Genomic DNA, 22,932 nt, shown 5'->3' on the forward strand with positions numbered 1-22,932 from the left:
TTACGTGCATATTCGTGCAGGATTGGTATGAATATATAGATTTTTTCAATTTTATCATCCATTGTTTGTAATCCGAGGGATAACTGCCGTGACAACCGTAGATACGGTACTAAGTAAACACGATAATGGTCTTAATTTCTCTTCCTGGTCTTATAACAAAAACCAGGTTTGGAAAGGTTCTTTAGAAACTGTATCTTTTGAAAAACAAACCATCAAAGATAAATTGATGGTATTAAATAAACCCTGCTACATCGTGAAAGTTGCCGGAAAAATCGGTGTCACTAATGAGGGTTATTTATCCCCTGGTGATAATGGCACAACAGCACAAGTAGAACTGCTAACATTTGCAGCACCAATCCGCATTCAACAATTTGGAGATCCTAATTTTCTCTCCTCTCATGGAGTGAAATATGCCTACGTTACCGGCGCAATGGCTGGCGGAATTGCTTCTGAAGAAATGGTCATTGCACTCGGAAAAGAGCAAATTTTGAGTTCCTTTGGTGCAGGTGGTTTAATTCCAGAACGTTTGGAAGTAGCCATAAATCGCATTCAAGAAGCTTTACCTCAAGGGCCTTATGCTTTTAATTTAATTCACAGCCCTAATGAACCTGCAACTGAACGCCGGGCTGTGGATTTATACCTCAAATATCAGGTGAGAACAGTAGAAGCATCTGCATTTCTCGACTTGACGCCCAACATTGTTTATTACCGCGTTACTGGATTGGAGTTGAATAACGCCAATCAAATTGAAATCAAAAATAAAGTCATTGCCAAAATTTCTCGCCGAGAAGTTGCTACTAAATTCCTACATCCAGCACCAGCTAGAATTATTAAAGAGCTTCTGCAACAAGGATTAATTACTGAGTTACAAGCAACTCTTGCAGCTAAAGTTCCAATGGCTGATGATATTACCGTCGAAGCTGATTCTGGAGGTCATACAGATAACCGTCCCTTGGTTTGTTTGTTACCTTCTATTATTGCTTTGCGGGATGAAATTCAAGCACAATATCATTACCAAACACCGATTAGAATCGGTGTTGCAGGTGGAATTGGTACACCTCAATCAGCATTAGCAGCTTTCATGATGGGTGCTGCTTATATAATGACTGGCTCAATCAATCAGTCATGCGTTGAATCTGGGGCTTGTGAACATACCAAAAAGTTACTAGCTCAAGCAGAAATGGCTGATATGATTATGGCTCCAGCCGCAGATATGTTTGAAATGGGAGTCAAATTGCAAGTTCTCAAACGGGGTACGATGTTCCCTATGCGAGCGCAGAAATTATTTGAACTCTATCGCGCTTATAATTCCATCGAAGAGATTCCTTTGGCAGAAAAAGAGAAATTAGAAAAACAAGTTTTTCGCAAAACTATTGCTGAAGTATGGGAAGGAACTGCGGCTTATTTGTCCCAAAAGAATCCAGAGAAACTTGGGAAAGCAGTCAATAATCCTAAACTGAAAATGGCGTTGATTTTCCGCTGGTATCTAGGATTATCTTCTCGCTGGTCTAGTTCTGGTGAAAAAGGTAGAGAAGTCGATTATCAAATTTGGTGTGGTCCAGCAATGGGCGGTTTCAATGACTGGGTACGCGGTTCTTATCTGTCTGAACCAAATAATCGTGGTGTAGTTGATGTTGCTAATCAAATTATGACTGGTGCAGCCTTTTTGTATCGTGTCCAAAATTTGAAAATTCAAGGACTGCAAACTTCCGATTATTACAGTCAATATCACCCTGTTCGTTCTACATCATTGTTGGAGATTTAAAAATGACTATAAAACAGTCTTTTACAGCAGACGATATTCAAATATTTTTGGTATCTAACTTAGCTAAGTTGCTAGGAGTTGCAACTGATGAAATAGATATCAAAGAACATTTAGAAAATTATGGGTTGGATTCAGCTCAAGCAATGGTTTTAGTAAGTAACTTAGAAAAATTACTCGGATTTCAACCCTCTCCATTGCTTCTATGGCATTACCCAAATATTGAAGCTCTTTCACAGCGTTTAGCTGAAGAAGTACAAGAAGATTCACCGATTCAAGATACAGGTGTGGTAGCCTCTAATGCCAATGCTGCATCCTCTATTCTAGATTTAGGTGCTGAGGTTGTTCTTGACCCCACCATCCATCCCGGTGCTGCATCTAATGTGGCTGTGGGTGAACCCAAAAACATCTTTTTAACTGGAGGAACAGGCTTTTTAGGAGCTTTTATCATCTGGGAATTACTACAAGAAACCCAGGCGGATATCTATTGCTTAGTGCGTGCTGCTAATACTGAAGAAGGCAAAACAAAACTCCAAAATAATTTGCAACAATATGCAATTTGGCAGGAAGAATTTAACTCCCGAATTATTCCAATTGTCGGTGATTTATCTTTGCCATTATTAGGTGTTGGTTCGGAACAATTTCAAGTTTTAGCTACCAATATTGATACTATTTATCATAGTGGTGCTTTATTGAATTATGTTTTTCCATATTCAGCACTGAAAGCAGCCAATGTTTTAGGAACACAGGAAGTTTTGAGATTGGCTTGTCAAATTAAAGTCAAGCCTGTACATTACGTTTCTAGTGTGGCTGTTTTTGAATCCACTGCCTATGCTGGTAAGGTTGTCAAAGAACAGGATGAATTCAATCATTGGGAAGGTATTTATCTTGGTTACTCACAAACTAAATGGGTAGCTGAAAAGTTAGTAAAAATTGCTCGTGACCGTGGACTTCCTGTAACTATCCACAGACCACCACTGATTTCAGGTGATAGCAAAACAGGTATTTGTAATACACATGACTTTATCAATCTGATGGTCAAGGGCTGTCTACAAATGGGAAGTTTTCCCGATGTAGATTATATGTTGGATATGTCTCCTGTGGACTATGTAAGTCAAGCCATTGTTTATCTATCACGGCAAAAAGAATCTATAGGTAAAGCTTTCAATTTACAACATCCTCAACCTGTCTCTTTGAAAATATTAGTTGATTGGATACGCTCTTTTGGTTATTCAGTTGAGATGATTCCCTACGAAAAATGGCAATCAGAGTTAATCAATAATGTGTCTTCTGTAGACAATCCTTTGTATACTCTGCGACCATTTTTACTAGAGCGCTGGTCTGATGAGCAACTGACTATTCCTGATTTGTATTTGCAAGCTAGAAGACCTCATATTAGCTGCCAAGATACTCTTCATGCACTAGCAGGTAGTTCTATTGCTTGTCCTCCAATTAATTCTCAATTGTTTATGACTTACACTGCCTACTTAATTCAAAGTGGCTTCTTAAATATCGCTTAGAAACTCAAAAATTGTGTAGGATGTGTAGGAACTTAACATACCGCCCCAGATATTTTCGGTGCGTTACAAAAGCACAACGCTAGTTGCTACGCATAGCGCAGTGGTAGCGAGTTCAGACGCTTTTACAGACGCTCTAGTACTCGCTACCGCCTCGCTATCGAGCATCGGGAACCTTCACTACAAAATAATTTTATTTAGTCCATTTTTTTAAAACTCAGTACTACTGAATAGCCAATATTTCAGATACCAGCAACAAATTATAGACTAACAGCAGCAATATAATTGCCTTGTTTTTTTCTGCCCAATAATATAAATTTTTAGTATTCAACTCTTGACAGAAGCAATTGAGGGTAGAATGGTTAGTATCGGGCATGAAGGTTTGATTTTACCTACTGGCTTTTGTGAGTAATCAAAAGCCAAACGCTAGTAGTTTGAAATAACTGAACTTCTTTAATGCCCAACTTATTCGATGCATAAGTGCTAAATTTGCGTTTGTACTGATACATTTATAGGAATCCGGTTTGATTCCTGAATTTACTTGCGTGGAGAGGGAACAGAGAACAGGGTATAGGGTATAAAAAAAAGGGATGAATACGTACTGAATCTTGTTCAAAAATCAAATAGGAATCTTATATCTAAGGCATCACACAAGTTATTTACAAGGAGAATAACTTAATATATTTTTTCTCCGTTCAAATATTACGTGCACTTAATTGTAGAACGAGAACGACTGTAAATGCAATACAGCTTCATCAAATTGAATTCACCAATATTCTTACATGAACAAAACACATCAAGGACAGAGTAGACAAACTGCTCTTATTACTGGGTCAGCTGGTGGAATTGGCTACCAATTAGCGTGTATTTTTGCTGCTCATGATTATAATCTGGTCTTAGTAGACAGAAATGGGCCAAAGCTAGTAGAAGTTGCTGTCAAATTCCAAGAAGAATTTGGAATTTTTGTCAAACCTATTGTTAAGGATTTATCTATATCAACGGCTCCTGAAGAAATTTTTACAGAGTTGCAAAAAGCCGATATAAATGTTGATGTGCTGGTAAATAATGCCGGATTTGGGATTTATGGATTATTTCACGAAACTGACCTAGCTACTGAACTGGAAATGCTACAGGTAAATTTGGTGTGTCTCACCCATTTAACCAAGCTATTCGTGAAGGGCATGGTAAAGCAAGGTGAAGGTAAAATATTAAACGTTGCCTCAGCCGCTGCTTTTCAACCAGGGCCTTTGATGGCAGTTTATTTTGCAACTAAAGCTTATATCTTATCTTTTTCAGAAGCGATCGCTAATGAGCTAGAAGGTACAGGTGTCACTGTGACAGTTCTGTGCCCAGGCTCAACCGAATCTGCTTTCCACGAAAGAACGGGAATGGCTGGTTCTAAGTTGCTCAAGGGCAAAAAGATGATGGATGCACAAACAGTAGCCGAAATTGGTTTTCACGCCTTAATGAAAGGCAAAACCATTGTGATTCCTGGCTTTATGAATAAATTACTTGCAAAAAGTGTCAGATTTGTACCCAGAAAGCTGGTGACAAAAATTGTACGAAATATGCAGGAAGATAAGTAGAGGGCATTGGGGATTGGGCATTCACTAATAACTAATGACAAATGACAAATGACTAGGATTAATACTGCCAACACTTTAAATTCCAGCCAAAATTCTCTACAGCAACAGCAGCAACATAATTGTTAGCAGGTACTAATTCAAAAAGACTCCAGTCTTCAGATATCTGTAACTTGGCTGGTTCTGTGAGAGTCAGTGATACTTCAATTTGTTCTAACTGGGATAGTCCGTCTCCAGTTGCCTTTAAATAAGCTTCCTTACAAGTCCAGTAACGGAAAAATACCTCTTGCTGTTTGTTGGGAGATAGCGATCGCAACATTTGATATTCTCTCGCTAAAAAGAACCGTTTGGCAAGAGCTTCTAAATCAGACATCGAGCGAATATATTCTAGGTCTACACCAATTGGGCGAGTGCAATTCACTGCACACAAACCCAATCCTTGGGAATGAGACAAGTTAAACGCCAGTCCACTATCGGCAAATTTATCTGCTAATACTGGTTTGCCACGCTGTTGATAACTAAACTGCACTTGTGACGGCTGAATACCCAAATAGCGACCTAATATAGTTCGTAGGATACCACGACCAGCAATGAAACGCTGCCGATGTTCCTGAAAATAAAACCGTTCAGCACGAGCTGTTTCGTCACTGGAAAGAGTTGCTGCTAAATTTTGCAGCTGTCGTTCTGGTTGGTCAAGGTCTATGCGCCAGACATGAATCTCATCCGGTAGCAAAGTTAAATCCGTCGGTGCAGGTAGCCAGAAATTCATAGTAATTCGTAATACTCGCCAAAGGCGAGAAGCAAGCTACGTAATTCGTAATTCAGATTTTGTTTGGGTTTTCTTCTTTTTGTATTGGATAAGGTTTTGTACTTTAGTAGTTTCTTCACAACAATTATTATGGGTGGATCTGGTTTGACCGCTTTAGCGCTACTATACTATGTGCTAGACCAACGCGGTAAGCGTAGCCATGCCGTCAGGCTTATCACTTCCCAGTTTCAACACGGGGTAACAGCTTTGGAAAACAAAAAGGATTTTATAAGCTTTACAACAATTACTTTTATTGAGTAAGCAGAGTAATTGCATCAAATTAGGGCAATACTTTCTAATTTGATGAATAGCATTTTAAATATTAGCTTAATTACTTAGCAAAGTAGCTGCACTTATTTTTCTTATAATGAATCTGCCAGAAGAGTTGTTAAATATTAAGTCAAACTGTAAACATAACTACAGGTAGCTGTGAACGCTTTTCCTGTCTAATATGCTGATTTCTTATTCTACATATCCGTGCAATTTTTATTACTTTAGATGTACGATTTTTAACTTCAGGTTAAATCCTCTGAAAGAGAATGTATTAAAACCCTTGACAGAGAATAGGAAATTTGATTTTGGCTACATTAGCTATACAGTTTTACTCTAAGGAATTACGAGGAATGTCTGCAAGTGTTTTGCCAATAAGTAAGTTTTGTAAAGGTGAGATAGTAAGTTTTTTAGGTGGGGAAGGCGTCATTAAAAACTACCGATTTGAGTCAGGTAGTTGGGAATATTTGGTGGAGATGCCTATGGGACCAGAACCAGAAATGGGTCGGGTCGGTTATGAAACAACGATTTGGCTACCTGAAGTAGATATTTCTTCACTGGTAAATCATTTTTCTGGCAAATTGTTAAATCTGGAACAAAAAAACCTTGCTAAAGCTTGTTAAAAATCTATTAGAATTACTTTTTTGCAAGACATAGTGAGGATGAATGATTACTAATTTGGAGTACCTTGCCTTCTTTGTGCTGCTACTGACAGCGCTTCTATTAGCAATTAAAGAAATGAGCGTTGCTTTGGATGAAGTAGATGTTGAGCGCTTTACTCTCTGGACAGGTATTGCTTCTGTTATTGCTGGTTTACCAATAATATTGTGGTAGCTTCTCAGCCAATGCCATTCTTTCTATTGCAATAGTTTATTTAGGACAAGTAGTAAAAACAAGCTAATCTGTTCATTTTTTTGGATTTCCAAACAATACGACTCCATCCGTCGAGTATCCTAGCAGCTAAAATATTGTCTCGCCTATTATTTTCTTTGTTGCTGCAACCATTGTAAAACTCGATTCCATGCCCACCAAGGGTCAGGGTCTTGTAATTGGCGCTGGCAATTTTTACTACTCATATAACCAACATGGCCGCCGTAACGAGTGAGGAACAAATCTATTGCCGGATTGCGATCGCAAGCTTCTTGCAATTCAGGTATAATAGCTGGGTCAAAAAGTGGGTCATCGGCAGCATAGATAATCAAAGTCGGTTTTGATATTTGCGGTAATATTTGTAGAGCACTGCTGGCTTGGTAATATGCTTCCACAGAAGGAAAACCTAGTCGGTTAATTACCAGTTCATTGTCAAAACCCCAGATACTGTTTGCCCGTTCAATCGCCGCTGGGTCAATGCTTCCAGGATGAGCATCATGTATTCGCCATGCCAGTTTTTTTAAATTCTGTGTAATCTGCGTTTCCAAATATCTACCAAAGGGCTTAGTGACTAGATAAGATAGCGATCGCTCAGAATCCAAACTGGGACAAATCACCATACCACCACCAATATCGCTATCTTCTAGTCCTAAATCCTCATGCTCTCTAATCACTTCACCAGATACTTTCAGTGCCCATAGTGCCAATTGCCCTCCTAAAGAAAATCCTGTAAACCAGAATTTTCCCGGACATCCCATTGCCTTAGCAGTGGCGGCAATGCGAACATAATCTTCCCCCTCATACAGTCCATCGGAAGTCAGAGTTGGGGACAAGTCAGCGGTTTTACCGTGGGCACGCCAATCAAATAACACTATAGCGTACCCTTGAGCATAGGCTTTACGTCCTAGCACTCTCAAAGACCATTCTGTCTTTAACTCTCCAGTAATACCATAAGTACCAATAATCGTGCTATGAGCATTTTCAGGAATGGCAACCAAGCCAAAAATTGGCACACCTTGCCCACCTATAAAGATTTTTTCGTGATAAGACGGTTCTGGGTTTTGATTAGTACTTTCCCAGTAACGGCTTCCCCACAAAGCGGTGTGTACAGTCATAATCACACCGTTTTGTAAAAACCAAGACGGATTGAAGAGGGGAGTATAACACATCATAGACTATAAGATTTCGTTTAGTTGAGTCTTGATTTCACAGTCATTTAATCTTAATATTTATGTAAGATTTAAAATCTTTTTTAGAATTGATTCAATAATCTTTGTATCTATCAAAGGTTGTTATTTATCCTTAATAAGTAGTAATAATTTTTTAAGAATGCCGAGGATTCTTGTCATAGACGATGACCCAGCGATTTCAGAACTAGTTGCCGTCAACTTGGAAATGGCTGGCTACGATGTTAGTCAAGCTGAAGACGGCATCAAAGGTCAAGCGCTGGCTCTCCAGCTACAACCAGACTTGATCATGCTCGATTTAATGTTGCCCAGGGTAGATGGGTTTACCGTTTGCCAACGCCTGCGTCGCGACGATCGCACCTCTGAAATTCCCGTGTTAATGTTGACAGCCTTGAGCCAAACTCAGGACAAAGTGGAAGGCTTCAATGCTGGCGCAGATGACTACCTCACCAAACCTTTTGAAGTTGAAGAACTGCTGGCGCGGGTGCGGGCACTTTTGCGGCGTACTGACCGGATTCCCCAAGCCGCAAAGCACAGTGAGATTCTCAATTATGGCTCATTAACTCTCGTTCCCGAAAGATTTGAGGCAATATGGTTCAATGAAACAGTGAAATTGACTCACTTGGAATTTGAGCTACTTCACTGCTTACTGCAACGCCACGGTCAAACGGTTTCTCCCAGCGAAATCCTCAGAGAAGTTTGGGGTTACGATCCTGATGATGACATAGAAACGATTCGAGTCCATATTCGCCACTTGAGAACCAAGCTAGAACCAGATCCTCGCCATCCCCGCTATATCAAGACAGTGTATGGTGCTGGATACTGTCTTGAATTACCCGCTATACCCCCATCGAATGAAGGGGCTTCGGTAACAGTCGTTGAATGAAATCACGCTAAATTCCCTTAACTAAGCTATCACTTAGGCAAGAACTCTCTGTAACTCCTTATTCCTTACCGCTTAGTTAAGGTTATTGGTGGAATTTATTAGTATGTAGAGATGTTGCAATACAACGTCTCTACAAGTGTATCAATGAGAAATTAAGATACAACGTTTTTTGTCAATGAGTTAAAATACTCAAAATAAGTTTCGTAAAAATGATAATCGTGTGATGGAGAGGAAGAGGATGTAATTTTCGGTTACACTCCTCAGCCTCTTTTTTGATTATCATTATTTTTAAAGTCTTTAACAACTTAAAAATTATATGAAAAAGTTATAAAAAAATATTGTAACGACAGAATAACTTTATCAAAAGCGTGCTTCATTCTTAAGTAAATTCAACTATGAAGTTGAAATACGTGCAAAATTGGAGTTAATAAGAATGCGGTTTTTTATAAAAAGTTATTTGGTGAGTATGTTGGCTGGAGTCGTAAGCTTAGTGGCGAACCAAGCTTTGGCAGTAACGGGGCCAGGAGCTACTATGAAGAATTCCTATCCCCAAGACAATTCATGTTTAAGCACTTCGAGTTATGGGGGAATTATTAATAACTGTAGTTACAGTGTTCAAGTCGTAGGAACCCTGCAACTGTCACCAGGTTCTCACCCAACGTCAGTCAGAATTTATGGAAATAATAGCTCGTGTCAAGCAGTTTCGATTAATGGTGTTGGAAACGGTGCCGCGTTTAGTTCTTTAGTTTATACTACTTCTGGGCCAAAAAATTGGCAAACCCTGAATCTTGGTAATCTTTCTGTATTTGATGGGCCTGATGGGAATAGCGAAACAGGTACACTTTTTAGGTGTTCGCTCGAAGCTGGTGGCATTATAGGCAATTTCACAGCAAAGTAAAATTTTTGAAGGTAGACATTAGCCGTCATTGAATTTCTTAAATTGTAGTGCGATCGCGCTGTAATGAAACAGCGCAGTCTTTCCCAAAGAACGTTTCTACTTATTCCCAGACAATAAACCAAACCGAACTAACCCGCGTTCATAACCGCGACGCATCAACCCCAGTGATAACGCCCCCTGAATGGTAGTCCAACCGGCATTGAGTAAGCCCCAAAGTGCTTGGGGAGTGAACGCTGAATCAATTACTACATTCCAAAAAGGGGCGACGGCGGTTGACCAATCGGCGGTGCGAATATTGTTTAATGGAAGTTGACGGGCGATCGCTTCATAGTCTGGTAAAGAAATTACATAAGGCAAACAATATACTCGATAAATGTCTTGCAAATGCTTTTCCTCATCTGCCGTCAGTGGTAACTTATCAGTCGCTCGATGACACCAAGTCACCATAATTAACTTGCCGCCAGGTTTCAAGACCCGATAACATTCTTGGAGAAACTTAGTTTTATCTGGCATGTGTTCGCCGCTTTCCAGCGACCAAACCAAATCAAAAGAATTATCAGCAAAAGGCATTGCTTGAGCATTGGCTACTTGAAACTGAGTTCTTAAACTCAAATTCGCTTCCGAAGCGCGTTCCGTTGCTCTGGCAGCTTGCACAGGACTCAAAGTAATTCCTATAGCCTTAGCATTAAACTTTTCTGCCAGGTATAAAGAACTGCCACCAATGCCACAACCCACATCAAGGATATTTTCTGCTGCTTGTACACCCGCCCAATTGAGCAGTTCCTCAATTAAATCAATTTGCGCTTGCCGACGGTCTTTTTTCTGGCTGCCATCAGCGCCATAGTAGCCGTGGTGCATGTGTTCGCCCCAAATCTGTTCCCACAGACCAGAGGAAGCATCGTAGAACTGCTGAATTTGCTGGTAAAGTGTTGCACTCATGAAAAAAGTAGTATTGAGACGAAGTAGAATTTCAAAAAAAACATACAGGTAGGCTACCATGTATGTTTTTAATTAAATAAGGGTATTTTTAATTCCAGGAAGGTAAACCGAGAGGGAGCATCTAGTTTTGGTAGATGGACTTTTTTAGACAACCTATATAGTGCAGGGCTATTTCATTCTCCAAAAAGCTCTAAAAATCAAAAGTTATAGCAATGAAAAATTGGTTATTTTGTTACCAGCGTGCCGATAAAATGAACTATTTTTCTGATTTTTAAGTGCTTAAAAGCTCATTCCATTGTCGCCCTTACTGATAATTTTCTCGCTAACTATCTTGACATTTTGAATTAATTATGACTGTCGCTCGCACAATTTGTTTGGGGTTTTTGACTGTCATTGCTGTTGGTACTATTCTGTTGATGATGCCTCTTTCAACTAGCGATGGTACATGGAATAACCTGATTGTGGCACTATTTACCTCGACATCCGCAGTTTGTGTCACCGGTTTATCAGTAGTCGATCCTGGTACTTATTTTTCCTTTTGGGGTCAGTTATATATTGCACTCTTAGCTCAAATTGGCGGATTGGGCTACATGACAACTACCACATTTCTAATTTTGCTCATTGGTCGTAAATTTGATATGCGGCAAAAAATTGCCATTCAACAAGCTTTAGACCGACCAGGGATGAGTGGTAGCTCCCAAGTTATCCGTTCAATTATTGCCACAACTTTAATTTTTGAAATTACTGGAGTCTTCTTACTTTTACTTGCTTTTGTTCCAGAGTATGGGTGGAGTCAAGGACTTTGGCTGGCGATTTTTCATAGTATCAATGCTTGGAATAATGCTGGTTTTAGTTTATTTAAAGATAACTTAATTGGTTATCAGTCATCCTTTGTAGTAGTTTTCACCATTAGTATGTTAATTATCTTTGGAGGAATTGGCTATCAGGTAATTTTGGAAATGTATCTTTGGTTGCGCGATCTCATTTTCCAAAAATCTCTTAAAAAGCAATTGCTATCACTTGATTTTAAAGTTGCAACCAGCACAACCATTATATTATTAGCAATCGGGACAATAGCCTTTTTTTGTATAGAAATTAGAAATCCTGAAACATTCGGTTCTCTAAATTTAAGAGACCAGATATTAGTAGCTTGGTTTCAATCAGTTACTCCCAGAACTGCTGGCTTTAACACCATCGATATTAGCAAAATGACCACTGCTGGTCTATTTATTACAATTGCGCTGATGTTTATTGGTGCAAGTCCTGGTGGTACGGGAGGAGGGATGAAAACAACAACTTTAAGAGTTTTGACCAGTTGCACTCAAGCAATTCTTCAGGGGAAAGAAGAAGTTTTATTGTACGATCGCAAAATAGCAATAACTTTAATTTTGAAAGCTATAGGTGTGTTGGTGGGTTCTGTAGGAACCGTGATTTTAGCTACCATTTTAATTAGCCTTACAGATCCAACATTAGATTTTATTCAAATTTTGTTTGAAGTAGTATCAGCCTTCGCCACAGTAGGGCTTTCTACAGGTATTACAGGAACTATCTCTACAACAGCAAAGCTGATCTTAATTGTCACTATGTACGTTGGAAGAGTAGGTGTTTTACTGCTGATGTCTGCTGTACTAGGAGACCCCCGCCCAACCAGAATTCGCTATCCTGAAGAAAATTTACTAGTGGGATAGTTAAAAACAGAGAGTAGCGAGTAGGAAGTGTGAGGAGAATAATTATTGACAACTGACTGATGACCAAAGACAAATGACTAAACTGATAAAATATATATTTGAAGGCAAAAATAAAATTTTTAATTCAAGCGGTATATCCGTTTTTTGCCCTAAATACAGGGAGCCATAATAAGGATAAAAAGGGTGAATCTGTCATCATTAAGTTTTTTTCGCAGTTTACGTAAAGACAACCATCAATTTGCTGTAATTGGGTTAGGTCGTTTTGGCAGGTCTGTCTGTTCCACACTGCACAATTTTGGTTATCAAGTGCTGGCAACAGATATTGATGAAAAACGAGTTTCAGAAGCATTAACTGACGGCATAGTTGGTCATGCTTTGCAACTAGACTCTACAGAACCAGCCGCACTCAAAGAAGCTGGAATTTTTGAATTTGATACTGTAATTGTAGCGATTGGCAACTATGTTCAAGAAAGTATCATAACCACATTAAATGTAAAAGAGGCTGGTGTACCTCACGTAGTTGCTAAAGCTTCTAGTGAAGTTCACCGTAAACTGTTGCGGCGAGTAGGAGCAGATCATGTTATTTTTCCTGAGTATGAAGCGGGTTGTGCCCTAGCGCGCACTCTTACCAAACCAGCAATTCTAGATCGGTTTGACCTCGACCCAGATAACAGTATTGTAGAGTTGATTGTGCCTGATGAATTTCACGGCAAAACCATCACTGAACTTCAACTTCGTAACCGCTACGGTTTAAATTTGCTAGCAGTAAGCCAGGATGGGAAATTTCAAATTAATCCTGACGCTACCAAGCGTTTAGAGCGTGGGTCAGCAATGGTTGTTATTGGTTGTAATAAAGATATTAATCGTTTGCCGATTTAATAAAGTTAGGAGTAGAGACGTGATTAATCGGGTCTCTACTTCCCACTCCCACAGTTGACGGCAAAATTAGCATGGCATCACCGAATGAATAAAAGCGATATCCAAAAGCGATCGCTTCATTGTATATATTTAATAATCGTTGTCTGCCAATTAAGGCACTTACCAACATCAACAAACTAGAACGCGGTAAGTGAAAATTTGTAATTAAACCATCTACCACTCGCCATTGGTAGCCAGGATAAATAAACAAGTCTGTTTTTCCGCAAAACGGTTGTAAATTACCAGATTGAGCCGCCCCTTCTAAAGCCCGTACTGCCGTTGTTCCCACAGCAATAATTCGACCACCAGCAGCTTTAGTGGCGCGGATTTGCTCTACTGTAGCCACGGGAACTTCAATCCATTCTTCATGCATCTGATGGGTAGTTACGTCCTCTACTTCCACAGGGCGAAATGTGCCGACACCAACGTGTAGTGTCACAAAAGCTTGATTAATTTTGCGATCGCGCAACTGTTGTAATAATTCTGGGGTAAAATGTAATCCTGCCGTTGGAGCTGCGATCGCTCCTGGCTGTTTGGCATAAACTGTCTGATACTGCTCATTAGCTGCTTTTGAGGTAGTGATGTACGGTGGTAACGGTACTTCACCAAATACCTCTAACAGTTGCACCAAAGTCTTTTCTGCTGGTACATTAAATTGCAACAAACGCCCCCCAGTTGCTGCGTCTGTTTCCAGAACCGTAGCCGTTAGCTGGGGGCTGGGGACTAGGGAATAATCTTTATAATCCCCAATTCCTAATTGCTTTGCTTCAAAAACAATCTTCGCTCCCAGTTTGAAGCTTTTTCCTGGCTTAACTAAAGCTAACCAACAGTTATGCTGCCGTTCTTCCAAGAGCAACACCTGGATTTTAGCACCAGTGGATTTATGACCATAAAGCCGCGCTGGAATGACTCTTGTGTTATTCATAACCAACAAATCACCAGAGCCTAGCAGTGCGGGCAAATCATGGAAAATGTGGTGTAGGGGTGCTGTTTCAATACCTGAACTGGGAGAATCAACTACCAGTAACCGCGAACTATCTCTAGGAACTGCTGGATTTTGGGCAATGAGTTCTGGAGGTAGTTTGTAGTCATAGCTAGCTACCGAGCAATCTAATTCCAAATCTTTTTCTTGTGGGCTAGAACTATCTTTCAAATTGGCTTATACTAGTTTTTGCTTTATCTTAGTATTTATACTCGCTTAAAAAAGCTTTATTTAGCTTTCCCTTCTAAAAAAACTTTAAGGCATCTTTGCTCAGTTTGGTCGCAAGGCTATAAGATTGTTACTATTAAGTAACACGGAAAAATTAACATAAAAATTGGGTAAACCTCCCCATCAAAAACGGGGGCTTTTACCCTACCGGGAGCAGGCACTGATTGACGAATATAGATATGTAGGATTGGCTTTGATCCCAAGCACCAATAAACATGGAATACTTGTACTATCTGGCAAATGCCAGTCTAACCCTGAGGGTCGTTCAACACCTCCACGCTAGACCCCAGACACCAGTTTCATTCGTCACCGTAATTCATCAAATTGATGGCTGGGTGGTTAGGATCAAACTCAAAGGTCAAGTCTCGCCCCAAGAAGATGGCGACTTTCGCGCTTTTCTAAATGAATTAGGAATTAGCTACGAACCGCCAATGAGGGTGCAAATGGCACTTTGGAGTTTGGAAGCAGGACAGTGCCCTGTGGATGTGATGCGTCGCTATCAAGTAGCGATCGTTTCTCATGGTAGCCCAGAAAGAGAAGAAATTGAAGCGTTCCGGCAACAGTTTGTCCGGGGCTTAGGTTATTGTCCAGAAACTTTGGCGTAACACTATTTGGTTGTAACGTCACTACAAAATTATTGGTGATTGGTAATCAAGATATTTTATCGATTACCGATTAACCATTATCAATTGAAGAGTCAAAAGCTGCGGGGATGTATTCTTGCAGCTTAAACTTATATCCTGGTACTGATGAAGTAGCTAGAGCTTCCTGATTTGCTATAACCCTAGTCAGATTTTTTGATATCCTTTGACAGTAGACAATAGCAACATCAAATCTACAAGAATAATCTGCCTTCTCAGGGTACTGGGCTAAGAATATTCCAGCTGTCCGCCAGATTTTTGCCTGCTTTTGTGGAGTGATTGCACTTTTTCCCCCTGTATCCCAACTACCTGAACTACGGGTTTTAACTTCAACAAATGCCAATATTGAGTGCTGAGTTCTGAGTTGTCCTACTTCTTTCCTGCTCCCTTGCTCCCTTTTTTCCTCTGCTTTTCTAGCATATTCAGCAATGATATCAATTTCTCCCCAGCGGCTAGAAAAGCGACGATGGAGAATTATCCAACCTGTAGATTGTAACCATTGGGCTACTAGGTCTTCTCCTAAATGACCAATATCTGGATAATGAGATGGAGGAAGGTTAGCCATTGACTAAAAATATCATGAATTCTGTGAATTCTAGGTTAAGCGATCGCACTACGGGTTCTACACTCGCATCATCCCGAACAAAGTTAGGGTTGGAGCGTAAAACAAACCATCGAATTTGGACAAGCATACTCAGCTTATTCCTGTGGGGAATAGTTGGCATCACCGCAACAGTCGGTTTTGCTCCAACAGCTTTGGCACTTGAATATAATAAAGAAATTTTGGTTGAGGCTGATTTTTCAGGACGTGATTTAACAGACTCTAGCTTTACTAAAGCTAATCTTCGCCAGAGCAACTTCAGCCGAGCTAATTTGAACGGTGTCAGTTTCTTTGCAGCAAATTTGGAGTCTGCAAATTTGGAGGGTTCTGATTTGAGAAATACCACTTTAGACTCAGCTCGTTTAGTCAGAGCAAATTTAACAAATGCACTGTTGGAAGGTGCCTTTGCTGCTAATGCCAGATTTGATGGTGCAATCATTGATGGGGCAGATTTTACCGATGTACTGCTGCGTCCCGATGAGCAAAAAAAATTGTGCAAACTTGCCAAAGGAACTAATCCCACTACAGGACGAGATACGCGTGACACGTTGTTTTGTCCTTAGTATTTTTTAGCTGGGAATTGGGCAATGGGGAGCCAGCGCTGTGGGCGGGTTTCCCGACTTGAGGCGACTGGCGTCATTGTGTATTGCTTATTCCCCATTCCCTACTCATAAAATATTGAGCATCTACCAACCATGGGCACCAATCTTTTGACAAACAATTTGCATTCCTTTGCCTGGTGAAGAATTGGCTACAAAAGGTATTTCTCCTTTCTCTTGATCCTCTTGAAGTAGCTGTCCTTGTGATCCGTAAATGGCAATGCGATTCCGAAAAAGCCGTGATTCTTTGCACGAAGCATCGAACGTAGTCTCGAAGATACCATCACCATATATTCCGTAAAGCTTGTATGTTGTGCCCTTAATAGTTTTTGTGTCCAGAGCTACGCTGTTTCCTAATTTATCATGCCCGACAGTGATGTATCTTTGTGCATCTTGGGCGATCGCTACGCCAACACCTTCGGCGAACACACTGCCGTTGCTTAATAAAATAGCGATCGCTCCCACTATACCGCTGATTTTAAAATACATAGATTCTCAAAATATAAGATTTCATATATTTCTACCCGCAATCAAAGTTGTTCTGGCAGGGTAGAAGCACTGAAATCAAGATATAGCAAGGTGTTATACTACTTCGTAACCTGAACGTTCTGGGGGAAGAATAATCAGACTCATTCTTGCCTGAAGTTCAACTACAGTCTTGTGTATCACTCTGCCGTCCTGAGCAATGTACCACCAACTGCATAAACGGCATCAAAACCAATTCTTTCTCCCCAAAGTGCTGCATTGGTTTGCTTGGATCGTAATCGAAGACTCGTTTCGACTAAATCATCACCGATTTTGTAATCTCCTGTTTCAACATTAATCGAGATAATTTTGCCAATGTTCTCTTGTGTCTCAACTTTGGCACGGATACTTTTTTGATAGAGTTCCTTTCCACATCGGGCGACTTCTTGACTACTGAGCGTCGGGTGGGACATAAATAAATCCCCTGTTTATAGCTGCTATATTCTTGACTTCATTGTAGAGCAGAAGCTACAAAGGTTAGAGAGCAAAGCTTGATTCTGTAGCAGGTAGGAAAGCGATCGCCTCAAAGCAGCAGAGGAGAAAAATGCTTTGACAAACTCGAAAGTAAGAAACTCTCGCACACTAAGAAAAACGTGAATCAAGACAACGAAGAAAAAACCCTTAATTTATATCCAATTGATTATCCTTTTGAAACTTTACACAGCCGCATTACTGCAAAGTCACCAAAGCTGATTTTAAATCCTGACTTTCAGCGAAAATATAAATGGGATAAAGACGGCTGGGAGCGGTCTTCAAAATTTATAGAGTCCTGTTTAATGAGGATACCTCTACCTTCCTGCTATTTCGCAGAATTTGAAGACGGTAAGCACATGGTCATTGACGGTGTACAGCGTCTTACGACTATTGTTCGGTTTTTTAATGATGAATTTGCTTTGGAAGGACTTAGCGGGACTTAAACAAAAATCAAGCCCAAATGTAGCCTAAACTGGCTTTATAAGAAGCAAACAGGTGACGATTAAGAGTCAACCAATCGAAAAATCTGAAAGACATAGCTGTTCTGAAAGCCTCCAAAGCTTCACTAAAAGTGTTCAATGATTTGTTAGCCCACCTGCGTCTCATCTACAATTACAATCCCTGGTTGATACTTTCTTGTTAAAGTTCTGTCTACCAACTTGAGCGCTAATTCTGTTTTCTTCTCAAATTCTGGGTCTTGTTTGCCTTGGGGTAGAGAACAAGCGTGCTGATATAACTCTATATCTAATGGTAAGCTTTTTCTCCCATCATATAAATGAGTTGTTACTACTACTATTCCATTCATTGTTACATCTATTGTTGTAAAAAGAAATAATATTGTTCATCATAATAGCTATGCCAGTGACGTTTCTATGGCTGATTTGATGATTTACATTGATAATATCGTTGATTATATGGATTCAATAACTCAAGCTATTAAGATAGAAAATACAAAATGAATATAAAACTAATAATTGGTAAGTCACTTTTTTAATGAATAAAAAACACTGTTTATAGAAGTTACACCTATTTAATATTTCGTGTAATTATTGCGTCAAACTATTGATCTGATGCTATTTCACCGTTTAAGCGCAAAGTACGATATTGATGATATCCATCGACTAGGCAAATATAAAGTGAATCAGTTTCTTGGTCATAACTAATTTTCATAGCGTCACTTTCCTCAAAAACAACCCTTAATCAATCAGGGTATTCAATCCCCGTTTCTTAACTAGGTGCAACAGCTTAAGAGCAGTGCCACTGGGACGTTTCTGACCGATTTCCCACTTTTGAACCGTTGATAGACTTGTATTCAAAATCGCAGCAAATACTGCCTGGCTGACATGAGATGATTCGCGTATTTCCTTAATTTGCTTAGGTTCTAGCGGTTCAATCCCAGACAAGCACAGACTGTCGAATTCACGCAATGTACTTTGATCCATCAGTCCAGCCTTGTGCAGCCCCGTAGCCGTTTCGTGAACGGCTTCAAGAATCGCTGATTTCTTCTTCGCCATTACAAATTACCTCCATCAATTCAACTTCCAGCTTGGCCTTTTCGAGATCCTCTAGCGTGTAAGATAACAGCACTGATGCCAGCTTTTTTAATGCTTCTTCTTCTTTTTTGTTAATGTTACTGCGCTCGTTTTTCGGGAAGCCGAAAACAAAAAACCAGCAATCTCCCTTGTTGGTTGCCACCAGTGTGCGAAAGCCACCACGCTTACCTTGTCCAGAGCGGGCAATCCGCTTTTTGAACAGTCCGCCTCCCAGATCGTCTTCGTAAAGTCCTGCCGTCATTTCGTTGACAGCCGTGCAGAGGCTAAGGTCATTTAAACCCTCTTTGCGTGCCCAACGGTCAAACCATCGGGTTTTATAGATTATCATGCTATGATCATTGCCTTTGCTTATCATATAGCACTTGGTGCTATGTTTGGCAATACACTACAAAAGTCAAAAAGCTTGAACAAAGACCGATCGCAACATTGAGCAGGAACTAGCGAAAAAATAGCGATGGGCTACGCCCCGTCGGAGGCGATCGCACTCCACCAAATACAATCAGGCTACAACTAGTGTTCTATCTGCAAATTTATTTAACACTCATAAACCACTCAGTAATCCCTTGAGCGATCGCACCAGCCATTTTCTTCTGTTCCTCTGGGTTCACTATCTGCTCAAATTCATCAGGATTGCTCATAAAACCCAATTCTAGTAATACCGATGGTGCAGCAGTTGGACGTGTCAGCGCCAGGTTATCCCAAAACACACCATAAGAAGGTTTGCTGAGTTTTTTGACTACATAGTTATGTAAAAACATTGCCAGGTTATGGGCTTGGGGTTGATACCAAAAAGCGGCAAATCCCTTGGTTTTTTCGGCATCACCATCATCGGGTAGAGAGTTGTGGTGTATGGAAATAGCGATGCATGGTTCTTCTTTACTAATAATTGCCTGACGTTCTACTAGCGAAACCTCCTTATCATCCTCCCGTGTCATTACTACCGTTGCTCCTTCCTTCACTAACTCGTCGCGCAGCAATTTAGATACCACCAAATTCACATCTTTTTCTAAATATCCAGTTGGGCCACTGGCACCAGATTCTTTACCGCCATGCCCTGGATCTAGTACAATCTTGAAATTAGCTAAAAGCTTGCGTCTTGTGTTCCCAATTTTAGGCGGATGACGCAAAGCCAAAACCAGGGTTGTACCGTCGTATCTCAGCTTATATCCCCACTGTTGAACTTTTTTGAAGTTAAAGGTGTATTTTACTTGTCCTGGGGCTTCCTGTTGCCAGTCTAGGCGATAAATTAGGGGGTCATCATCCAGGCGAATTATATCCGTTTGGGCAGTAGTATTGTAGAGAGTGAGAGCGAAAGCACTCTCACTTTGTTGCACGCTCACGGGTACGGGAACTTGTAAGGGGAAAACTATCTCTGTCGCACCAGGGAGTTGACGGTATCCGACACTGCGAATTATTGTTTGTGGCGGAACTGCACCAGGTAGAATGCGGGTTTCTTTACTATTAATCCAAGCGCCATAATCTAGGCGCAACCATTCACCTTCCCTACCTGTAACTGTTGCGCGTGTACCTTTGGGCAGTGGTGTAAGTCGAGAATGATCGGTGCTAGGGCCAGTACGAGCAACGCCTGACTCTACTGTAACCTCAGAAACTGGCAATTGAGCTCTTGAGAGGATTTCAATCTTACCAGATCCTGGTTGAGTTATCGTCTTGCCGTCAAGCGTCAGTTGAAATTGAGGTTTTCCTAGATCGGCGGCTGTTGCCACCGTAGTGCAACCTTGATAATTGCCTACGCTAGACTGGGCATGAGGCTGATTTTGCCCTGTCAAAGCTGCCAAATTACTTGGTAGTTCTGCCTGTTGAGGTTGGGGTAAAAGGGCAATAGTTTGATTAGCCAGGGTTACAGAGACATTAGCGTTAGGGGGTGCGATCGCGCCAAAACAAATTACTTCTTCTGGTAATCTGGCAATGTCAACTGCGGGAGTCAGGGAATCTTTCGCAAAAGCTACCCCCTGTGGTAGTTCCGGGCTAGCGTTAAGCCTGATCACCTTAATCTTAAGTTCTTGATTCTGGCGACGCACAGTAAAAAGATTCTCCCCCAATTGCAAGGGGAAACTAGGAGAAAAATGACCAGCTTTGCTGCGGGTAATTGGCTTACTATTGATCAAAACCTGACCATCTGGTGGTGCAGTGCCCAGAAAGAATATTTTTTGGGCACTTGTCTGGTAGTTTGTCTGGGGAAAAATGACTATAAGAGATGGCTGTGCCAATGCTATGGAGGAGGAAAGAATAAAGCCTAATATTACTAATCCTAAGAGGTTTTTCACAGCAAATCACAGAAGATGACACCACAATAACTGTGGCACAATGACGGGATGTATTTTTAGAAGTTACTATGACTAAGTTTATCTTTGTTACTGGAGGCGTAGTTTCCAGTATTGGTAAAGGCATTGTAGCAGCAAGTCTAGGGCGTTTGCTCAAGTCGCGCAAATATTCGGTGTCGATTCTCAAACTTGACCCTTATATTAATATCGATCCTGGCACAATGAGTCCCTTTCAGCATGGGGAAGTATTTGTTACCCAAGATGGTGCGGAGACAGATTTAGACTTGGGGCATTACGAACGTTTTACTGATACCTCGATGTCGCGCTTAAATTGTGTGACTACTGGCTCGATTTACCAAGCAGTCATCAATAAAGAGCGGCGCGGAGACTACAATGGCGGTACTGTACAGGTAATTCCTCATATTACCAATGAAATTAAAGAGCGGATTCTGCGAGTTGCTAAAAGTACAAACCCTTCTGTAGTAATCACAGAAATTGGTGGCACGGTGGGAGATATTGAATCGCTGCCGTTTTTGGAAGCAATTCGCCAGTTCCGTAAAGAGGTGGGACGGCAGAATGTGCTGTATATGCACGTTACGCTAGTACCGTGGATTGCCTCTGCGGGTGAGATGAAAACTAAGCCAACACAGCATTCAGTTAAAGAACTGAGATCCATTGGTATTCAACCAGATATTTTAGTTTGTCGGAGCGATCGCCCTTTACCCAAAGGATTAAAGCAGAAGTTGTCGGGATTTTGCGATGTGCCGGAAGAATGCGTCATCACTTCCCAAGATGCCAAAAGTATCTATGAAGTACCCCTAAATCTGGAACGGGAAGGAATGGCAGAACAAGTGCTGAACTTGCTGCAAATGGAACAGCATAAACCAGATTTGACGCAGTGGCAAACCCTGGTAAAACGGTTACATAGTCCCAAGCACGAGGTAGAAATTGCCATTGTTGGTAAATATGTGCAGTTAAGTGATGCCTATCTATCTGTAGTGGAAGCACTGAACCATGCTGCAATCTCCACTTATGGCAAACTGCGTCTGCGTTGGGTGAATTCAGAAAATTTAGAAACTGAACCAGCCGAAAATTATCTTGAGGGTGTCGATGGCATAGTTGTGCCAGGAGGTTTCGGGGTTCGGGGAGTCGATGGTAAAATTGCCGCGATTAAATACGCCCGCGATCGCCAAATTCCCTTCTTGGGTTTATGCCTGGGTATGCAATGTTCTGTAATTGAATGGGCTAGGCACGTAGTGGGATTAACAGGTGCTAATAGTGCTGAATTTGACCCTTACACAATTGATCCGGTAATAAATTTATTGCCAGAACAGCAGGAAGTTGTGGATTTAGGGGGTACAATGCGCTTAGGGCTATACCCTTGTCGTGTTCTCCCTGATACTTTAGCTTTTAAGCTCTATCAAGAAGATGTGATTTATGAACGACATCGACACCGCTATGAGTTCAACAATGCTTACCGCGATTTGTTGTTAAAGTCTGGCTATACGATTAGTGGTACTTCTCCCGATGGACGTTTAGTGGAAATTGTGGAATTACCCAAGCACCCATTCTTTCTTGCTTGCCAATTTCATCCAGAATTTCAATCACGCCCCAGTACACCTCATCCCTTATTTAAAGGATTCATTCAAACAGCGATCGCTCTTTCTCTTTCGACATCTAGCACACCAACACCATTGGAGGTGTCATAACAATTCATAATT

Annotated in this window: 24 protein-coding genes and 1 pseudogene; 14 read left to right on the plus strand and 11 right to left on the minus strand. The window is 40.8% G+C overall.

The genetic code is table 11. From position 1 onward, the window contains the following. Positions 1 to 88: 88 nt before the first annotated feature. From V7K89_RS11655 to V7K89_RS11665, 3 genes are all read left to right on the plus strand, one after another. The gene (locus tag V7K89_RS11655) at positions 89 to 1,765 is read left to right on the plus strand and encodes a PfaD family polyunsaturated fatty acid/polyketide biosynthesis protein (protein ID WP_335187244.1); all 1,677 of its coding nucleotides are present in this window, start codon (positions 89 to 91) and stop codon (positions 1,763 to 1,765) included. A gap of 2 nt (positions 1,766 to 1,767) precedes the next feature. Next, entirely contained in the window at positions 1,768 to 3,282 is a 1,515-nt protein-coding gene (locus V7K89_RS11660) for a thioester reductase domain-containing protein (RefSeq protein WP_335187246.1), read from the plus strand. 779 nt (positions 3,283 to 4,061) lie between these two features. Beyond that, positions 4,062 to 4,865, plus strand: a complete 804-nt coding sequence (locus V7K89_RS11665; RefSeq protein ID WP_335187248.1) for an SDR family NAD(P)-dependent oxidoreductase — start codon at positions 4,062 to 4,064, stop codon at positions 4,863 to 4,865. Positions 4,866 to 4,923: 58 nt separating this feature from the next. Here V7K89_RS11665 and hetI read toward each other — a convergent pair whose 3' ends face one another. Continuing rightward, the gene (hetI, locus tag V7K89_RS11670; RefSeq protein WP_335187250.1) at positions 4,924 to 5,631 is read right to left on the minus strand and encodes a 4'-phosphopantetheinyl transferase HetI; all 708 of its coding nucleotides are present in this window, start codon (positions 5,629 to 5,631) and stop codon (positions 4,924 to 4,926) included. A 617-nt stretch (positions 5,632 to 6,248) separates the two neighbouring features. On the opposite strand from hetI, the gene V7K89_RS11675 reads away from it, so the two are divergent. Beyond that, positions 6,249 to 6,563: a hypothetical protein gene (locus V7K89_RS11675; protein ID WP_335187251.1), complete on the plus strand. Its 315-nt coding sequence runs from the start codon at positions 6,249 to 6,251 to the stop codon at positions 6,561 to 6,563. A 43-nt stretch (positions 6,564 to 6,606) separates the two neighbouring features. Then, positions 6,607 to 6,774: a hypothetical protein gene (locus tag V7K89_RS11680; protein WP_335187253.1), complete on the plus strand. Its 168-nt coding sequence runs from the start codon at positions 6,607 to 6,609 to the stop codon at positions 6,772 to 6,774. A 146-nt stretch (positions 6,775 to 6,920) separates the two neighbouring features. Here V7K89_RS11680 and V7K89_RS11685 read toward each other — a convergent pair whose 3' ends face one another. Continuing rightward, positions 6,921 to 7,982, minus strand: coding sequence for a YheT family hydrolase (locus V7K89_RS11685; RefSeq protein ID WP_335187254.1), 1,062 nt, complete (start codon positions 7,980 to 7,982; stop codon positions 6,921 to 6,923). Positions 7,983 to 8,139: 157 nt separating this feature from the next. On the opposite strand from V7K89_RS11685, the gene V7K89_RS11690 reads away from it, so the two are divergent. Together V7K89_RS11690 and V7K89_RS11695 are read left to right on the plus strand one after the other, a co-directional pair. Continuing rightward, the gene (locus tag V7K89_RS11690; RefSeq protein ID WP_322670411.1) at positions 8,140 to 8,883 is read left to right on the plus strand and encodes a response regulator transcription factor; all 744 of its coding nucleotides are present in this window, start codon (positions 8,140 to 8,142) and stop codon (positions 8,881 to 8,883) included. A 433-nt stretch (positions 8,884 to 9,316) separates the two neighbouring features. Next, entirely contained in the window at positions 9,317 to 9,781 is a 465-nt protein-coding gene (locus V7K89_RS11695; protein ID WP_335187256.1) for a hypothetical protein, read from the plus strand. Between the two features lie 96 nt (positions 9,782 to 9,877). Here the strand turns inward: V7K89_RS11695 and V7K89_RS11700 are convergent, their stop codons facing one another. Then, complete coding sequence (locus V7K89_RS11700; protein WP_335187258.1) at positions 9,878 to 10,720, minus strand: methyltransferase domain-containing protein; 843 nt, start codon at positions 10,718 to 10,720, stop codon at positions 9,878 to 9,880. Between the two features lie 350 nt (positions 10,721 to 11,070). Between V7K89_RS11700 and V7K89_RS11705 the strand changes: the two genes are divergently transcribed. Beyond that, entirely contained in the window at positions 11,071 to 12,408 is a 1,338-nt protein-coding gene (locus V7K89_RS11705) for a TrkH family potassium uptake protein (RefSeq protein ID WP_335187260.1), read from the plus strand. Positions 12,409 to 12,591: 183 nt separating this feature from the next. Beyond that, on the plus strand, positions 12,592 to 13,287 hold the full coding sequence (locus V7K89_RS11710) for a potassium channel family protein (protein ID WP_335187262.1): 696 nt from the start codon (positions 12,592 to 12,594) through the stop codon (positions 13,285 to 13,287). Here the strand turns inward: V7K89_RS11710 and queA are convergent. Continuing rightward, positions 13,268 to 14,479: a tRNA preQ1(34) S-adenosylmethionine ribosyltransferase-isomerase QueA gene (gene queA / locus V7K89_RS11715; protein ID WP_335187264.1), complete on the minus strand. Its 1,212-nt coding sequence runs from the start codon at positions 14,477 to 14,479 to the stop codon at positions 13,268 to 13,270. The two genes, V7K89_RS11710 and queA, sit on opposite strands and share 20 nt — an antisense overlap. Before the next feature lie 272 nt (positions 14,480 to 14,751). Here queA and V7K89_RS11720 point away from each other — a divergent pair, with 272 nt between their 5' ends. After that, positions 14,752 to 15,141, plus strand: a complete 390-nt coding sequence (locus V7K89_RS11720) for a hypothetical protein (protein ID WP_335044235.1) — start codon at positions 14,752 to 14,754, stop codon at positions 15,139 to 15,141. Positions 15,142 to 15,211: 70 nt separating this feature from the next. On the opposite strand, the gene V7K89_RS11725 is transcribed toward V7K89_RS11720, so the two are convergent. Next, positions 15,212 to 15,742: a YraN family protein gene (locus V7K89_RS11725; RefSeq protein WP_335187266.1), complete on the minus strand. Its 531-nt coding sequence runs from the start codon at positions 15,740 to 15,742 to the stop codon at positions 15,212 to 15,214. A gap of 14 nt (positions 15,743 to 15,756) precedes the next feature. Here V7K89_RS11725 and V7K89_RS11730 point away from each other — a divergent pair, with 14 nt between their 5' ends. Then, on the plus strand, positions 15,757 to 16,341 hold the full coding sequence (locus tag V7K89_RS11730; RefSeq protein ID WP_442941644.1) for a pentapeptide repeat-containing protein: 585 nt from the start codon (positions 15,757 to 15,759) through the stop codon (positions 16,339 to 16,341). Positions 16,342 to 16,464: 123 nt separating this feature from the next. Here the strand turns inward: V7K89_RS11730 and V7K89_RS11735 are convergent, their stop codons facing one another. Continuing rightward, positions 16,465 to 16,866, minus strand: a complete 402-nt coding sequence (locus V7K89_RS11735; protein WP_335187268.1) for a hypothetical protein — start codon at positions 16,864 to 16,866, stop codon at positions 16,465 to 16,467. A gap of 176 nt (positions 16,867 to 17,042) precedes the next feature. Further along, positions 17,043 to 17,315 (minus strand): hypothetical protein, encoded by a 273-nt coding sequence (locus V7K89_RS11740; protein ID WP_335187270.1) that lies wholly within the window; start codon positions 17,313 to 17,315, stop codon positions 17,043 to 17,045. Between the two features lie 180 nt (positions 17,316 to 17,495). On the opposite strand from V7K89_RS11740, the gene V7K89_RS11745 reads away from it, so the two are divergent. Next, a complete protein-coding gene (locus V7K89_RS11745; protein WP_335187272.1) occupies positions 17,496 to 17,819 on the plus strand; it encodes a DUF262 domain-containing protein in 324 nt (107 codons plus the stop codon). Between the two features lie 7 nt (positions 17,820 to 17,826). Here the strand turns inward: V7K89_RS11745 and V7K89_RS11750 are convergent. After that, positions 17,827 to 18,193: pseudogene (locus tag V7K89_RS11750) on the minus strand (hypothetical protein); the annotation flags it as partial. A 19-nt stretch (positions 18,194 to 18,212) separates the two neighbouring features. On the opposite strand from V7K89_RS11750, the gene V7K89_RS35860 reads away from it, so the two are divergent. Next, the gene (locus tag V7K89_RS35860; protein WP_442941645.1) at positions 18,213 to 18,335 is read left to right on the plus strand and encodes a hypothetical protein; all 123 of its coding nucleotides are present in this window, start codon (positions 18,213 to 18,215) and stop codon (positions 18,333 to 18,335) included. A 237-nt stretch (positions 18,336 to 18,572) separates the two neighbouring features. Here the strand turns inward: V7K89_RS35860 and V7K89_RS11755 are convergent, their stop codons facing one another. From V7K89_RS11755 to V7K89_RS11765, 3 genes are all read right to left on the minus strand, one after another. After that, a complete protein-coding gene (locus V7K89_RS11755; protein ID WP_335187274.1) occupies positions 18,573 to 18,890 on the minus strand; it encodes a helix-turn-helix domain-containing protein in 318 nt (105 codons plus the stop codon). Next, positions 18,862 to 19,257 carry a type II toxin-antitoxin system RelE/ParE family toxin gene (locus V7K89_RS11760; RefSeq protein ID WP_335187276.1) on the minus strand — a complete coding sequence of 132 codons (396 nt, stop codon included), beginning with the start codon at positions 19,255 to 19,257 and terminating at the stop codon, positions 18,862 to 18,864. The genes V7K89_RS11755 and V7K89_RS11760 overlap by 29 nt, the downstream gene beginning before the upstream one ends. A gap of 202 nt (positions 19,258 to 19,459) precedes the next feature. Next, positions 19,460 to 21,214 carry an N-acetylmuramoyl-L-alanine amidase gene (locus V7K89_RS11765; RefSeq protein ID WP_335187278.1) on the minus strand — a complete coding sequence of 585 codons (1,755 nt, stop codon included), beginning with the start codon at positions 21,212 to 21,214 and terminating at the stop codon, positions 19,460 to 19,462. Positions 21,215 to 21,282: 68 nt separating this feature from the next. On the opposite strand from V7K89_RS11765, the gene V7K89_RS11770 reads away from it, so the two are divergent. Continuing rightward, complete coding sequence (locus V7K89_RS11770) at positions 21,283 to 22,920, plus strand: CTP synthase (protein WP_335187280.1); 1,638 nt, start codon at positions 21,283 to 21,285, stop codon at positions 22,918 to 22,920. The last annotated feature ends 12 nt before the right edge of the window (positions 22,921 to 22,932 follow it).

The sequence above is a fragment of the Nostoc sp. genome (assembly GCF_036917515.1).
Lineage (GTDB): Bacteria > Cyanobacteriota > Cyanobacteriia > Cyanobacteriales > Nostocaceae > Nostoc.

Bases quoted from the DNA above. Each gene is read 5' to 3' on its own strand.
- V7K89_RS11755 (WP_335187274.1), bottom strand. From the start codon at position 18,890: ATGGCGAAGAAGAAATCAGCGATTCTTGAAGCCGTTCACGAAACGGCT.
- V7K89_RS11730 (WP_442941644.1), top strand. From the start codon at position 15,757: ATGAATTCTGTGAATTCTAGGTTAAGCGATCGCACTACGGGTTCTACA.
- V7K89_RS11735 (WP_335187268.1), bottom strand. From the start codon at position 16,866: ATGTATTTTAAAATCAGCGGTATAGTGGGAGCGATCGCTATTTTATTA.
- V7K89_RS11705 (WP_335187260.1), top strand. From the start codon at position 11,071: ATGACTGTCGCTCGCACAATTTGTTTGGGGTTTTTGACTGTCATTGCT.
- V7K89_RS11665 (WP_335187248.1), top strand. From the start codon at position 4,062: ATGAACAAAACACATCAAGGACAGAGTAGACAAACTGCTCTTATTACT.
- V7K89_RS11740 (WP_335187270.1), bottom strand. From the start codon at position 17,315: ATGTCCCACCCGACGCTCAGTAGTCAAGAAGTCGCCCGATGTGGAAAG.
- V7K89_RS11700 (WP_335187258.1), bottom strand. From the start codon at position 10,720: ATGAGTGCAACACTTTACCAGCAAATTCAGCAGTTCTACGATGCTTCC.
- hetI (WP_335187250.1), bottom strand. From the start codon at position 5,631: ATGAATTTCTGGCTACCTGCACCGACGGATTTAACTTTGCTACCGGAT.
- V7K89_RS11720 (WP_335044235.1), top strand. From the start codon at position 14,752: ATGGAATACTTGTACTATCTGGCAAATGCCAGTCTAACCCTGAGGGTC.
- V7K89_RS11695 (WP_335187256.1), top strand. From the start codon at position 9,317: ATGCGGTTTTTTATAAAAAGTTATTTGGTGAGTATGTTGGCTGGAGTC.
- V7K89_RS11725 (WP_335187266.1), bottom strand. From the start codon at position 15,742: ATGGCTAACCTTCCTCCATCTCATTATCCAGATATTGGTCATTTAGGA.
- V7K89_RS11760 (WP_335187276.1), bottom strand. From the start codon at position 19,257: ATGATAATCTATAAAACCCGATGGTTTGACCGTTGGGCACGCAAAGAG.
- V7K89_RS11685 (WP_335187254.1), bottom strand. From the start codon at position 7,982: ATGATGTGTTATACTCCCCTCTTCAATCCGTCTTGGTTTTTACAAAAC.
- V7K89_RS11690 (WP_322670411.1), top strand. From the start codon at position 8,140: ATGCCGAGGATTCTTGTCATAGACGATGACCCAGCGATTTCAGAACTA.
- V7K89_RS11660 (WP_335187246.1), top strand. From the start codon at position 1,768: ATGACTATAAAACAGTCTTTTACAGCAGACGATATTCAAATATTTTTG.
- V7K89_RS11770 (WP_335187280.1), top strand. From the start codon at position 21,283: ATGACTAAGTTTATCTTTGTTACTGGAGGCGTAGTTTCCAGTATTGGT.
- V7K89_RS11680 (WP_335187253.1), top strand. From the start codon at position 6,607: ATGATTACTAATTTGGAGTACCTTGCCTTCTTTGTGCTGCTACTGACA.